The organism is Kribbella sp. VKM Ac-2571 (assembly GCF_004362255.1).
Lineage (GTDB): Bacteria > Actinomycetota > Actinomycetes > Propionibacteriales > Kribbellaceae > Kribbella > Kribbella pratensis.
Map to the genome: position 1 here is coordinate 1 of NZ_SNWS01000031.1, position 13,757 is coordinate 13,757.

General features: G+C 67.8%; 12 protein-coding genes. 6 read left to right on the forward strand and 6 right to left on the reverse strand.

The features are described 5' to 3' along the window. Positions 1-90: 90 nt before the first annotated feature. The gene (locus EV651_RS40235) at positions 91-321 is read right to left on the reverse strand and encodes a MerR family transcriptional regulator (protein ID WP_238157528.1); all 231 of its coding nucleotides are present in this window, start codon (positions 319-321) and stop codon (positions 91-93) included. Between the two features lie 381 nt (positions 322-702). Between EV651_RS40235 and EV651_RS40240 the strand changes: the two genes are divergently transcribed. Then, the gene (locus EV651_RS40240) at positions 703-3,444 is read left to right on the forward strand and encodes a LuxR family transcriptional regulator (RefSeq protein WP_202870746.1); all 2,742 of its coding nucleotides are present in this window, start codon (positions 703-705) and stop codon (positions 3,442-3,444) included. Positions 3,445-3,529: 85 nt separating this feature from the next. Here EV651_RS40240 and EV651_RS40245 read toward each other — a convergent pair whose 3' ends face one another. After that, positions 3,530-4,816 carry an NAD(P)/FAD-dependent oxidoreductase gene (locus EV651_RS40245; protein ID WP_238157529.1) on the reverse strand — a complete coding sequence of 429 codons (1,287 nt, stop codon included), beginning with the start codon at positions 4,814-4,816 and terminating at the stop codon, positions 3,530-3,532. 199 nt (positions 4,817-5,015) lie between these two features. On the opposite strand from EV651_RS40245, the gene EV651_RS40250 reads away from it, so the two are divergent. From EV651_RS40250 to EV651_RS40260, 3 genes are all read left to right on the forward strand, one after another. Then, on the forward strand, positions 5,016-7,763 hold the full coding sequence (locus tag EV651_RS40250) for a LuxR C-terminal-related transcriptional regulator (protein WP_133791361.1): 2,748 nt from the start codon (positions 5,016-5,018) through the stop codon (positions 7,761-7,763). Positions 7,764-7,912: 149 nt separating this feature from the next. After that, positions 7,913-8,662 carry an SDR family oxidoreductase gene (locus tag EV651_RS40255; RefSeq protein WP_133791363.1) on the forward strand — a complete coding sequence of 250 codons (750 nt, stop codon included), beginning with the start codon at positions 7,913-7,915 and terminating at the stop codon, positions 8,660-8,662. Between the two features lie 37 nt (positions 8,663-8,699). Then, positions 8,700-9,593, forward strand: coding sequence for an SDR family oxidoreductase (locus EV651_RS40260; protein ID WP_133791365.1), 894 nt, complete (start codon positions 8,700-8,702; stop codon positions 9,591-9,593). Between the two features lie 22 nt (positions 9,594-9,615). Here the strand turns inward: EV651_RS40260 and EV651_RS40265 are convergent, their stop codons facing one another. From EV651_RS40265 to EV651_RS40275, 3 genes are read right to left on the reverse strand one after another with little or no spacing between them, the layout of a single operon-like run. Next, positions 9,616-10,245: an alpha/beta hydrolase gene (locus tag EV651_RS40265; protein ID WP_133791367.1), complete on the reverse strand. Its 630-nt coding sequence runs from the start codon at positions 10,243-10,245 to the stop codon at positions 9,616-9,618. Next, a complete protein-coding gene (locus EV651_RS40270; RefSeq protein WP_133791369.1) occupies positions 10,242-11,216 on the reverse strand; it encodes a ring-cleaving dioxygenase in 975 nt (324 codons plus the stop codon). Before EV651_RS40270 ends, EV651_RS40265 begins: the two co-directional genes overlap by 4 nt. A gap of 38 nt (positions 11,217-11,254) precedes the next feature. Further along, a complete protein-coding gene (locus EV651_RS40275; protein WP_133791371.1) occupies positions 11,255-12,082 on the reverse strand; it encodes an alpha/beta hydrolase in 828 nt (275 codons plus the stop codon). A 252-nt stretch (positions 12,083-12,334) separates the two neighbouring features. Between EV651_RS40275 and EV651_RS40280 the strand changes: the two genes are divergently transcribed. Both EV651_RS40280 and EV651_RS43475 read left to right on the forward strand, forming a co-directional pair. Then, a complete protein-coding gene (locus EV651_RS40280; RefSeq protein WP_133791373.1) occupies positions 12,335-12,661 on the forward strand; it encodes a hypothetical protein in 327 nt (108 codons plus the stop codon). After that, a complete protein-coding gene (locus EV651_RS43475; RefSeq protein WP_166658948.1) occupies positions 12,598-12,888 on the forward strand; it encodes a hypothetical protein in 291 nt (96 codons plus the stop codon). Before EV651_RS40280 ends, EV651_RS43475 begins: the two co-directional genes overlap by 64 nt. A gap of 374 nt (positions 12,889-13,262) precedes the next feature. On the opposite strand, the gene EV651_RS40290 is transcribed toward EV651_RS43475, so the two are convergent. Continuing rightward, complete coding sequence (locus tag EV651_RS40290) at positions 13,263-13,661, reverse strand: DUF302 domain-containing protein (protein ID WP_133791377.1); 399 nt, start codon at positions 13,659-13,661, stop codon at positions 13,263-13,265. Between the last annotated feature and the right edge of the window lie 96 nt (positions 13,662-13,757).

The window sequence follows — 13,757 nt, forward strand, 5'->3', positions numbered from 1 at the left end:
CCATCACCACCTCCGACGGCAAGCCTTCAGACTCACCATCGGACCGGTCAACCCGACACGGTTACAACCCCAACGTTTCTTGGAGCGGCACTAGCCCTGTTCCTGCTTCTGCTCGTTGCTACGGAGGGCTTCGGCGAGTTGGTCCTCCAAGATGATGATCCGACAGGCGGCGTCCGGGGCGGTGCCTTGGTCGACGAGGTCACGGGCGCGGGCGGCAATGCGGAGCTCGTAACGGGAGTAGCGGCGGTGGCCGCCCTCGGAGCGTTGCGGGTTGATCAGTTTCGCCTCGTCCAGACTCCGCAGGACGTCTAATCCCGCCACCACAGATATCGGGTGTGTCCTGGATGAGCTTCGAATGACCTGGGGTACGGCACAGGACCCCGCGAGGTCGTTTCGCGAACACCTGGCGGTATCGGTACTCATAGGCCTACTTCGTGTACGACTGCGGCGTCATCGTCCGCACGGCCTGCTGGGTGCGAATGTGCCGGAGTGATGCAGACCGCCGGCCCAGTCCAGACCGTGGCGGATGGCGGTGACCCGTAGCTTGGAGACGGTGTCGAGGATCTTCATATTTGGCGTTGTCGAGCGCCATCCTTGGTGCCTTTCGCGGACTGGTTAGGCGTCCTGCGTCCCGGAGGTGATTCGTGGTTTTCCTCCCGGGATCTGATTGCCCGCAGCGTTCTTCCCGGTAAGACTGAGGCCGTGCCCATCTTGCGGGGGCGTCAGTCTGAATGCCGGCAGCTACAGCGGCTGGTCGATGCCGTCCGCCACGGTGACAGCCGGACCTTGGTGATTTCCGGTGAGCCGGGGATCGGCAAGTCGGCGTTGCTCACCTATCTGGAGGCCGAGGCTTCCGGCTGCTCGGTGGTGCGGGTGGCCGGGGTGCAGGCTGAGGTGGAGCTGGCCTATGCCGGGTTGCATCAACTGTGTTCGCCGCTGCTGGATCGGCTGGACCGGATCCCGCTGCCGCAGCGTGATGCGCTCCGCACTGCCTTCGGCCTGGGATCCGGGCCGGCGCCCGATCGCTTCCTGGTCGGCCTGGCCCTCTTGAGCTTGATGGCCGCTGCGGCGGCCGAGCGCCCGCTCGTCTGCGCGGTTGACGACGCACAATGGCTCGATCGCACGTCGAGCGAGAGCCTTGCATTCGTGGGTCGCAGGTTGCTGGCGGATTCGGTCGTGCTGGTGTTCGCGCTGCGAGACTCTGCCGACGTACAGCCGTTCGCGGGGCTGCCGCAACTGGTCCTAGGCGGCCTGCCGCCCGAGGATGCGAAGGACCTCCTGGAGGCGGCGATTCCCGGACCGCTGGACGAGGAGGTGCGGGACCGCATCGTCGCCGAGACCCGCGGGAATCCACTCGCACTGCTGGAGCTGCCCCGAGGCCTGACCTACGCCGAGCTAGCGGGTGGTTTTCGTGTGCCGGAACCGCAAGACCTGTCGGACCGGATCGAGTCGAGCTTCCAGCGCCGACTCGACGTACTGCCGTCCGATACCCGCCGGTTGCTGCTGCTGGCGGCCGTCGACCCTACCGGCGACCCGGCGCTGCTCTATCGCGCGGCATCCTGGCTCGGTGTCAAGGTGGACGGGCACGACCTGACCGGATTCGATGGGCTGCTCCAGTGGGGCACGCGCGTGATCTTCTGCCATCCACTCGCGCGGTCGGCTGTCTGCCGAGCGGCCCCGCCGGAACAGCGCAGCGAAGCACACCGTGCGTTGGCCGAAGCCACTGATCCGGTGCGCGACGCGGACCGTCGGATCTGGCATCTTGCGCATGCAACGCAGGAACCCGACGAACGCCTGGCCGCCGAACTTGAACGCTCCGCCGAACGGGCACAGGCCCGCGGGGGTCTGGCTGCAGCCGCTGCCTTTCTCGAACGAGCGACACAACTGACCCCGGGCCGCACGCAGCAGGTACGGCGCGCCCTCGCCGCCGCGCGATTCGAACTCCAGATCGGCGCACCGGACTCGACGCACACGATGCTCTCGCTCGCCGAGGAGGGAGACCCCGACGACCTCCAGCGCGCACACATCGACCTGCTGCGAGCAGAAGCCGTCTTCGCCTCGAGCCGTGGCCAGGAGGCTCCCGGACTCCTCTTGAGCGCCGCACACCGGCTGGAATCGCTGGACACCAAGCTGGCTCGGGACACCTACCTGGATGCGCTCTCCGCCGCGATGTTCGCCGGGCGCCTTGCCGGGCGCACGGGTGTCGGCGTAGCCGAGGTGGCCCAGGCCGCGCGGCGAATCCCGCGTTCACGCGAGCCGGACCATGGTGACCTGCTCTTCGATGCGCTCGCCACCCGCTTCGCCGACGGTTACGCCGCCGCGGTCCCGCTGTCGAAGCGAGCGCTGCGTGCATTCCGCAGTAGCGACCTCACGCTGGAGGACGGGCTGCGATGGTCCTGGCTCGCCGATGCGATCGCGGCGGATCTGTGGGATGACGAGAGTTGGGACGTCCTCGGCGGCCGCCATGTCCGGCTGGCGCGGGGGGCCGGAGCGCTTGGTGAGCTCGTCCTCGCGCTCAACTCGCGCATCGTTCTCGAGCTGTTCGCAGGTCACTCCGGGACAGCGGTGGCGCTGACCGACGAGGCGAGTGTCGTGACCGAGACGATCGGAGCGGGCTCGGTGCCCTACGGCGCCCTCTGGCTCGCGGCCTGGCAGGGCCGCGAAGAGGAGGCACTCGAGCTGATCGGGGCCTGGGCTGCCGAGGCGTCTGCTCGCGGTGAAGGAATCGGCCTGACTGTGGCGCAGGCAGCCCGCGCCTTGCTCCTCAACGGCTTGAGGCAGTTCGAAGGCGCGATGGCCGAAGCCCGGCTGGCCAGCGAGTCTCCACAGGAACTGGCCGCGTCCAACTGGGGACTGACCGAGTTGATCGAGGCAGCCGTCCGCACCGGCCACGACAAAGTAGCTGCCGACGCGTTCGCACGCCTCTCGCAGATGACGAGTGCAAGTGGCACGGAGTGGGCACAGGGACTGGAAGCTCGGTCCCGTGCGCTGATCAGTGATGATGACAGCGCGGAACCGCTCTACCGCGAGGCGATCGAGCGGCTCGGCCACACGCGGGTGCGTGTCGAGCTGGCCCGGGCCGACCTCTTGTACGGCGAGTGGCTACGCAGCCGGGGCCGCCGCCAGGACGCGCGGGAACAGTTGCGGGCGGCGCACGAGATGTTCACCGAGATGGGAGCCGAGGCTTTCGCCGAGCGCGCCCGTCATGAGCTCACCGCCATCGGTGAGAAGATGCGCAGGCGCGTCCTCCCTGCGAGCGGCCAGCTGACCGCTCGTGAAGCACAGGTCGCCCGCCTGGCCCGCGACGGCCTGTCCAATCCTGAAATCGGCGCCCGCCTGTTCCTGAGCCCGCGCACCGTCGAGTACCACCTGGGCAACGTCTTCGCCAAGCTCGGCATCACCTCCCGCCACGAGCTCGACCGCCTACCCAGCGGCGTCCGATAACGACCGGCGAGATCAACGTGTCAGTGCGCGGTGTGGCCGGGGCGTCGTACTTTCGATCGGACCCCGGCACGTCAGACCTCCTGGCTCACGCCGGACGGGCTCGTGCATTCGAGCCGCACTCGGCCTGCGTCGACCAGGCCGAGCTGTACTGCTCGCGGCGGCATGATCGTGTTGATGGCCCAATCAGTCGCAGTACGAGTGCGGCTTCCCGGTAGTGAGTAGAGGTGGTAGCCGCGGGGACTGCCTTGCCGGCCAGGCCGGAGACCGGGACGTGTAGGGGGTTCGCGGCCGCTTGGCGGCCACCGAGATCGACCAGGAAACCGAGGTCGTGATGCTTGTAGGTCTGCAGGTCCTCCCGTCGCAGCGAGGCTGCGACGTTGCGGGCCACCAGCTTGCCCTGCCGCTGGGCGTGCTGCGCGGTCATACCCGTGATCGAGCCCGGACGCGTGACGTCGGGCACCGCCGCGCAGTCCCCGACGGCGAACACGTGCGTGCGGCCGCGCACCATGAGTGTCTCGTGGACCTGGAGCCGGCCGTGATCGGTGGGCAGTGACAGCGCGTCGACGAGGGGGTCCGGGCGCACGCCGACGCACCACATCAGCGATCGGGTGGTGATCTCCTCACCAGTGGTCATCCGCAAGCACTCGGGCCCTGCGTTGTCGACGGACTGCCCGAGACGTACTTCGACCCCACGCTTGCGCAGGACCCGCTCGGCGGTCTTCGACATGCGCGGGCTGAGTCCCGGAAGGAGCCGGTCGGCGAGGTCGGCGACCAGCCAGCGCACCGGCTGGTCGCGCAGGGCAGGAAGCTGACGAACCAGGCGTGTGGTCAACAGTTGGCCCTGCGCGGCGACCTCGGTACCGGTATAGCCGGCGCCGATCACTACGAACCTGCACCGTGCGTCACGCTCGTCACGGTCGCTGGTGACGGCGGCGAGCTCCAGCTGGCGGGTGATGTGATCGCGCAGGAACAACGCCTCGGAGATGCTACGGAACCCGTGGGCGTACTCGGCCACCCCCGGGATAGGGAGCAGCTTGCTCACGCTGCCCGCGGCGAGTACGAGACGATCGAAGTCCGTTACGCTGAGCCGACCCTCGGGGTCGGCCCATTCGACCCGGTGACCGTCGATGTCGATGTGCGTGGCGGTCCCCAGCAGCAGTTTCACCTTCGGCAGCCGGTCGGGCAGGGACACGCAGATACGGCGCGGTTCGAGGATCCCTGTCGCCACCTCGGGCAGCAACGGAACATAGAGGAAGTAGTCGGTCGGATTGATCAGCACGATCTCGGAGTCGGGAGCGTGCTTCTGCAGACCTCTGGCGGCGTGGTACCCCGCGAACCCGGCACCCACGATCACTACACGCGGAACGTTCATCGATAGTCAGGGGCGCCGGAACCGTGAGCAGCCCGGTTCCCCGTCCTCCTCTCGAACGGTACGGCGGAGTCTTCCGCCTCCGGATCAGCCTGCAGGCCGGCGGCGGGGCATCGCATCCGGGAGGCCACGGGGCCGATTCACCGGGGCTGTCGGGTCGAGCGCTCTTGGCCCCGGAATCGAAGAGGGCTACTTTTCGAAGATGTTGGTTGATCGGCGCACCGAGTGCCGTCACCTCGACGAACTGCTGGACACCGTGCGAAACGGCACCAGCCGGTCGGTGCTGATTCGCGGAGACGTCGGGATCGGCAAGTCCGCGTTGCTGGAGTACCTGGTGGCCGAGGCATCCGGTTGCCGGGTGGTGCGGGTGGCCGGGGTGCAGGCCGAGTCTGAGCTGGCGTTCGCCGGACTGCACCAGCTGTGCGCGCCTTTGCTGGATCGCCTCGATCGGATTCCGGTGCCGCAACACGACGCGCTTGGCACGGCGTTCGGTCTCCGGGCAGGCCCCGCGCCGGACCGCTTTCTGGTGGGTTTGGCCGTGTTGAGTCTGCTGGCAGCCGCGGCGGCGGAGAGTCCGTTGATCTGTGTGGTCGATGACGCGCAGTGGCTGGACAGGATCTCGGCGGAGTCTCTGACGTTCGTGGGTCGTCGCTTGGTGGCCGAGTCGGTCGGGCTGGTGTTCGCGTCGCGTGACCCGGTGGATGAGCAGATGTTCGCCGGGCTGCCGCAGTTGGTGCTGGACGGGCTGCCTCCAGACGATGCGCGAGAGCTCCTCGCGGCGGTGATTCCCGGAGCATTGGACGAGCAGGTTCGCGACCGGATCGTCGCCGAGACGCGCGGAAACCCGCTTGCTTTGATCGAGCTGCCACAGGAGGTGAGCTACGCCCAACTGGCTGGTGGTTTCGGCTTACTGGACGCCAAGAGCCTGACGGGCCGGATCGAAGACAGCTTCCGGCGCCGACTCACGCCGCTGTCGCCTGATCTGCGCCGGTTGCTCCTCGTCGCCGCCATCGAGCCGATGGGGCAACCCGCGCTGGTACTCCGGGCAGCCAAGCGGCTCGGTATCGCCGCCGACACGATGGACCCGCCCGAGTTCGCAGGCCTGCTGCGAACGGGGGAGCGGATCACGTTCCGCCATCCGCTGGTGCGCTCGGCCATCTACCGAGAGGCGACCCCGGAGGAACGCCGGGAGTCGCATCGCGCGCTGGCCGAAGTCACGGACCCGGCCGGCGACGCCGATCGCCGGGTGTGGCACCTGGCCCACGCGGCGAGCGGCCCGGACGAAGACGTGGCCGCCGAGTTGGAGCGGTCGGCGGGCCGGGCCGGCGCGCGGGGTGGGCTGGCGGCGGCCGCCGCGTTCCTCGAGCGCGCCGCGCGGCTGACGGTCGACCCTGTGCGTCGTTCTGCCCGGGCGCTGGATGCTGCGCAGGCCAAGCTTCAGGCGGGCGCGTTCCAGGCGGCAGTTGACCTGCTCGCGATGGCCGAATCCGGCCCGTTGAGTGACCTCGAGCAGGCGCGCGTCGACCTCATGCGGGCTCAGCTCGCGTTCGTCACGAGTCGGGGCAAGGACGCGCCCCCGCTGCTGTTGAAGGCTGCCAAACGCCTCGAGCCGATCGACGTCGAGCTTTGCCGGGCGACGTATTTGGATGGGCTTACCGCTGCGATGTTCGTGGGCGCGCTGGCCAGTCCAGGAGGCGGCACCATGGATGTGGCCCGCGCTGCCGGTGCGGCGCCGCGACCGCTGCACCGCTCACGGGCGCCCGACCTGCTGCTGGACGGCCTGGCGGCGAACTTCAACGACGGGTATGCGGCCGCAGCGCCGATGCTGCGGCAGGCCCTGGCTGTTTTCGGCAGCGATATGTCTCCCGACGAGGAACTGCGATGGCTGTGGCTGGGGACCGAGGCCGCGTTGCATCTGTGGGACGACGAGGCGTGGCACACTCTCTCCGCTCGGTACGTCGAGCTCGCGCGTGCGGGCGGCGCGCTGAGTGAGCTCCCGCTGGCGCTCAGCACGCACGCGTACATGCTGCTCTTCGCCGGCGACCTGGCCGCGGCGAGGTCACTGGTCGACGAGGGACATGCGGTGACCGAGGCAACGGGAAGCAGCCTGGCGCCGTACAGCGCCATGGCCCTGGCCGCGTTGTCCGGACAACAGGGCGAGGCGTCGGCCCTGATCGAGACCACGATCAGAGAAGTGACTCGCCGGGGCGAAGGCATCGGGATAGCCGTCGCGCACTGGACGAACGCGGTCCTGAACAACGGCCTTGCCAACTACCCCGAGGCGGCGACCGCCGCCGAGGAGGCACTCCGTCACCAGGAGTACCCCGGTCTTCGGTATCCCGGAGTGGCGAACTGGGCCGTGACCGAGCTGATCGAGGCAGCCGTGCGCAGTGGAAGGCACGAGACCGCCGCCGAGGCCTTCGACTGGATCGCCACGATGACGGGGGCCAGTCGCACAGAGTGGGCACTGGGGTTGGAGGCCCGTTGTCGCGCGCTGCTGACCGAGGGCGAAGGCGCCGAGAAGCTTTATCAGGAGGCGATCGCGCGGCTGCGACGTACGCGGGTGCGTGGAGAGCTGGCGCGGGCCACGTTGCTGTACGGGGAGTGGCTGCGCCGACGGGGTCGCCGCGTGGACGCGCGAGACCAGTTGCGCATGGCGCACGAGATGTTCAGCTCGATGGGCGCAGAGGCGTTCGCCGAGCGTGCGCGCCATGAACTGGTGTCTACCGGGGAGAAGGCGCGAAAGCGGACGGTGGCCACCAGCAGTCAGCTCACGGAGCGGGAGACTCAGGTTACTCGGTTGGCCCGCGACGGGCTTTCCAATCCTGAGATCAGCACCCGGCTCTTCTTGAGTCCGCGCACTGTCGAGTACCACCTGGGGAACGTCTTCGCGAAGCTCGGCATCAGGTCCCGCCACGAGCTCAGCCGCTGGCCCGAGGACCTCCGCTAGCGAAGTCCTGGGCAAGTCAGGCCCGCTGCCGGACCCCGGGTGGAACCCCGGGTGTCCACGGAGGCCACGGGCACTGATGTGGCGCCATGGTGATGCCGTGCGAACGGCCGCGGAATACCGCGGCTTCCTGATCGGAGGAGGGAATCGACATGGCCAATCCAGATCCCAGCAGTCTTCCCCGGGTCGCGCTCGTCACCGGCGGGTCGGGCGGCATCGGCCGCGAGGTATCACACCGGTTGGCCGCCGACGGGATGAGCGTGCTGGTGCACTACGCGGGCAATCCGGTCACGGCGGACGAGGTCGTCAAGTCGATCGCGGATGCCGGCGGGACCGCCAGCAGCTACGGAGCCGACGTCGCCGACGAGGTGCAGGTCGCTGATCTGTTCGACACCGCGGAGCAGTTGTACGGCGGTGTCGACGTGGTGGTTCACACCGCCGGCATCATGCTGTTGTCGCGGCTGACCGAGTTCGGTCTCGAGGACCTGGACCGGATGCATCGCATCAACATTCGAGGCACGTTCATCGTGAACCAGCAGGCCGCCCGCCGCATCCGGCGGGGCGGGGCGATCATCAACTTCTCGTCCTCGGTCGTCAAGCTCGCTTTCGAGGGCTACACAGGCTACGCGGCTACCAAGGGCGCTGTGGATGCGATGACCCTGATCCTGGCCAAGGAACTCCGCGGCCGGGATGTCACCGTGAATGCCGTAGCGCCCGGCCCGACGGCGACGCCACTGTTCCTCGACGGCAAGGACCAGGCCACCATCGACACATTGGCGAACCTCGCTCCGCTGCAGCGGCTCGGCGTACCAGGCGATATTGCCGAGGCCGTCTCCTTCCTCGCCGGACCTGCCCGCTGGGTCAACGGGCAGGTCGTTTACGTCAACGGCGGCATCGCCTGAGGTTCCGGCCTTCCCGACCACCACCAGGAGATCAGCCATGTCCAAGAACATCATCGTCACCGGCGCCTCGAGCGGGTTCGGTGCGATGGCAGTGCGCGCTCTCGGCGACGCGGGTCACCGTGTGTACGCCGGTGTGCGGAACACAACCGGCCGCAACGCTGCCGCCGTCGCCGCGCTCGCAGAGTATGCCGAGAGTCATTCGGTCGACATATCTGCCGTAGAGATGGACGTTACCGATCAGGAGTCGGTCGACGCCGCGGTGAAGCGGATTCTCCACGAGTGCGGTCAGCTCGACGTGATCGTGCACAACGCCGGACACATGGTGCTCGGCCCGGCCGAGGCCTTCACGCCGGAACAGCTCGTGGAGGTCTACGACGTGAACGTGTTGTCCACCCAACGTGTCAACCGCGCCGTTCTTCCGCATCTGCGCGAGCGAGGCGACGGGTTGCTGGTCTGGGTCGGTTCGTCCAGCAGTCGCGGTGGCACTCCGCCGTACCTGGCGCCGTACTTCGCGGCGAAGGCCGCAGAGGATTCCCTTGCGGTGAGCTACGCCGCCGAGCTGGCCCGGTTCGGCATCGACACCACTATCGTCGTGCCAGGATCCTTCACGACCGGTACGAACCACTTCGCCCATGCCGGGCATGCCGCTGACGCCGAGACAGCCGCCGCCTACGACGCCCGGTACGCCGGTCTGATGGATCAGGTCGCCGCACGTCTGGCCGAACTGGCTCCCAGCAGCGCCGACCCGACCGAGGTCGCACGTCAGATTGTCCGGGTCGTGGACCTGCCGAAAGGCGGGAGGCCGTTCCGCGTGCACATCGACCCGGCCAACGACGGCGCGGAACGGGTCAACGAGCTGGGCGACCAGGTCCGGGAAGAGTTCTACCAGCGAATCGGCCTCGCCGACCTGCTCGCCCCTCGCCTGCAGTGAGCCTGCAGGGAGGCGGGTCTGGTCAGGGGTGCCTCTGACTGTCGATGAACCTTTTGATCAGTGGAAGCTGGCCGGCGGCGATGGTGTGGCCGTCGTCGAAAGTCAGCAGCGAGACGGTTGCGTCTCTTCGGCGCAGCTGGTCGGCCAGCTTCCTGGTCTGCTCGGGTGTGGCCATCGGGTCCCTGCGGCCGTTCACGATCAGCACCTGCTTGCCGGCGAGTGCGTGATCTCGTGGACCGTCGTTCTGAAACGGCGCCATCGCGGCGAGCAGTACCGCTCCGGCGAGGGATTCGGGGTGGCGTAGAAGGAGAGCGGAAGCCATGTTCGCTCCGTTCGAGAAGCCGACGGCCAGCCAGGACCCGGCCGCCACCGAGTACTTGTGCTCTGCCGCGGTGAGGAAGGCGGCGAGTTCGTCGGCCCGAAGCCGCAGATCGTCCTCGTCGAACACGCCCTCACGGAGTCTGCGGAAGAATCGCGCCATTCCGTGCTCCGACACGGATCCCCGAGGAGCCAGGACGGGCGCGTCGGGCGCCAGGTGTTCCCGCAGGCCGAGCAGGTCGTGTTCATCGCCACCGGTGCCGTGCAACAGCAGAAGAGGCGGACCGCCTGAGCCCGGTAGCCAGACATGCGCGCGCCGGAGCTCGGCGTTCATCGGTGTACGTCTTCCGGCTGCGGCGGCAGTGGTACTCGCAGCGTCGGCAAGGAAGCCTGGATCTGCTCACGGTTCGGCTCCAGCCACGGCGGCAGCTTGAGATGCTGGCCGAGCTCCAGCAGCGGTTCGTCCACGGTGAACCCGGGCTGGTCGGTCGCGATCTCCAGCAGAACGCCGCCGGGTTCGCGGAAGTAGATCGAGGTGAAGTACTGCCGATCGAGGATTTCGGTGACCTGGATACCCGCCTCGACCAGCTCGAGGCGCCACCTGACCTGGGTCTCGCGGTCAGGGGCCCGGAAGGCGATGTGGTGGACTGTCCCGGCCGCCTGCAGTCCCCGGGAGGCCTTGCTGGGAAGGACGTCCACCGCGGTTCCGGATTCTTCTCGCGACATCACGAACCGGGTTCGGTCGGAGGTGTTGTGGCCGTACTGCATCCCGAGCATGCCGCCGAGCATCTCGGCGGTGGGCTCGAGCAACTGCTCCGTCATCGTCACCGAGAACAGGCCCCGGATCGCGTCATCGGACGGTACTGCGGCAGCGCCGTCCCACCCGGACCGGGAATCATCGCCGGAGGCAACCAACTCGATCACCAAGCCGTCGGGATCCCGCAACCGAAGAACCTCTTCATCGGAGCGCGCAACGGGATCGTCCGCGTCGACACCGAGAGCCTTGAGGCGTTTCTGCCACCAGCCGAGCGACTCCGGCGGGACGCTGAAGGCGGTGGCCGTGGTCATGCCGACCCCTTGTCTGCCTGCGTGGACTCCTGGCCAGGGAAAGAACGTCAGGAGGGTGGAAGGCCGGCCCGATTCATCACCGTAGTACAGGTGGTAGGTGTCCGGAGCGTCGAAGTTGACCGTCCGCTTGACCAGACGCAGCCCCAGCACCGTCGTGTAGAAGTCGACGTTGCGTTGCGGATCCTCCGCAATCGCAGTGACGTGATGAAGCCCGTGTGGTGCGACCGTGTGAGCCATCTCGCTGTCCTTTCTTTCCGTACCGGTCGGGGGAGTTGTCAGATCAGCATCGTCCGCAGCCACGCCGCTGTACTGGCCAGTGTGGGCGCGCTGTCGAACTCCGCGTCCTCGTGCCCTGCGTTGGCCAGGAGCTCGAACCGGCTTCGTGCGCCGGCATGAGCGAGTGCGTGATGGAGGGAGAGACTCTCCGAGGAGAGAACTATCCGGTCGCGATCACCGTGGGCGATGAGAAACGGTGGTGCCTGCGGCGATACACGTGACAGCAGACTGAATCCGCGGGCCCGCTCGGTCAGCTCTGCCGCATCAGAAATGCCCAGCAGGTCCGCCTCGAACCGGAACGGCACAAGTCTTGCCTCGAGCTCGCTGCGCGCCGCCGACGACCCGAGATCTGCTGGGCCGAACCAGTGGACCACTGCCTGCACAGCACTGGACTGGTCGAGGTTGCCGCCGACCGCACCCTCCAACGCGATGTCGCCTTCGGACAAAGCCAGCAGGGAGCCCAGGTAGGCTCCCGCCGAACTGCCCCAGATGCCGAGTCGCCGAGTGGGGAGCCGGAGGCGCGACGCGTTGGCACGCAGCCATCGCACAGCTCCCTTGAGATCGTGTAGCTGCTGGGGAAACACAGCGTGCGGTGCCAGCCGGTAGTCGACCGAGACAACGGTGACGCCGTACGCCGAGAGGGCGCCGAGGCGCTTGGCGCCGTCCTCGGCTTTGTCGCCGCGGATCCATCCGCCGCCGTGTGCGTACAGGACGACCGGCGCGTCCGCTCCGGCGGAACGATAGATGTCCAGGTGCAACTCGGCACCATCGACGGTTGCGTACACGAGGTCGCGTTCGACAACGATGTCGTGCTCGTCGTCGGCCATCCCGAGCCCCGCCTTCCGAGTTGGGGTGATTGCTCTGCGGACCAAGTCACTCTCGCACCGCGGGCCGCCTCATCGACCCCGTGAGGCCCGGGGTTGCTTCCCGGGTCGGCCAGATGAGTCCGTCGCATGCCGGTGCCTGGTCAAGGGACCCGGTATCGAACCCGGGGGCCGCCGGGGTCGAATGCACGCGATCAGCGCGACTGTTGAGCCGTCAGGAAACACAACGAGCCAGCACGCAAGGAGCAATCGACAATGAGCACCAACCGGAAGTCAGATGCGACGACCCACCGCCAGGTCGCTGGGATGTGCTTCGTGGCCGCCACCCTCACCTTCGCTGCGGCCGGCTGTGGCGGTGACGCAAACAGCTCGGCCGGATCGGCATCGCCGCCACCGGCGACCGGCGCGACGGCGAGGGCGCAAGCCAGCGCACTCGGCACCATTCTCGTGGACGGCGAAGGGCGCACGATGTACGAGTTCGCCAACGACAAGGACGGCAAGTCGACGTGCGCCGCAGCGTGCGCGGCCAACTGGCCGTCCGTACCCGCGCCGGCGTCCCTGCCGACGTCGCTGCCCGGCTGACCGGCAAGCTCGGCACCACCACGCGCGATGGTGGCGCCCGCCAGTTCACCGTCGCGGGTCACCCCCTGTACACCTTCGTCGGCGACTCGACGCCCGGTCAGACCAACGGTCAGGGCATCAACCTCAACGGCGGCGTGTGGACCGCCGTATCCCCGGGCGGCGCACCTGTCACGGCCCCCAACCCGGCCGGTTCTTCAACACAGAAATCCCCCTCCTCCGGCTACTGAGGACGTCCGCAGCTACCACGAACAGAAAGCCCTTGCCATGACCACCGAGGCTCAGCTCCCGAGAACCGTGCTCATTTCAGACCGGCGGACAATTCCGTTGAGCGCAGAGGACAGCAGGTTCGATGCCGGCGAAACCTGCGCTCGCTGCGGTCCGGGTGCGCGGGCTCATGTCAAATGGGTGTTCCCGCCGATCAGCGAAGTTCACCCGCCGGCACTGCGACCTGTACCTCTGCGCTCATTGCTCTCTGCTGGGTGGACCTCAATTGCGCACCACCAGCATCCTCAGCGTGGATCGCACGTCTGACCAGCCTGGAAGCCCGGGACTACCTCCGAGCTCAGTCGACTCGCGGGGTGTGGGGTGGTTCGGGCTCTTCTCAGAGGTTGGTGACTGCGTCGGTGAGGGTGTTGATGGCCGATAGGCCGGCAGTGGTGGCGGGGTCGAGGTGGTGGCGGTCGGTGATGGTTTCGGGGGAGTAGTAGCTGAGGCGGGTTACTCCGGCGTCGTCCCAGATCAGGACCTTGAGTGGCAGGTCCAGGCCGGCCAGGGGAGCGGCTGCCATGACTGCTGTGCCGGCTGCCGGGTTGCCGAAGATGATGAGCACGGTGTCGCGGAGGGTCAGATTGGTTGTCTGGGCTGCGGCCGCCTGGTCGATGACCGCGAACACCGTGATGCCTTTGGTGTCGAGGAGCGCACGGAAGTTCGCTGCGACCTCGGCCACGGAGCCGTTGGCTGATTTGGTGACCACGCCGTACAGCGACGTCTCGGTCCTCATGATCGTGTTTACCTCCTGCTGGATGCGCGTTGAATCGTCGCCCCGCTGTCGACTGCCAGGATGACGGGGCTGTCCGCGTCGAGTGTCCGAGCAGGG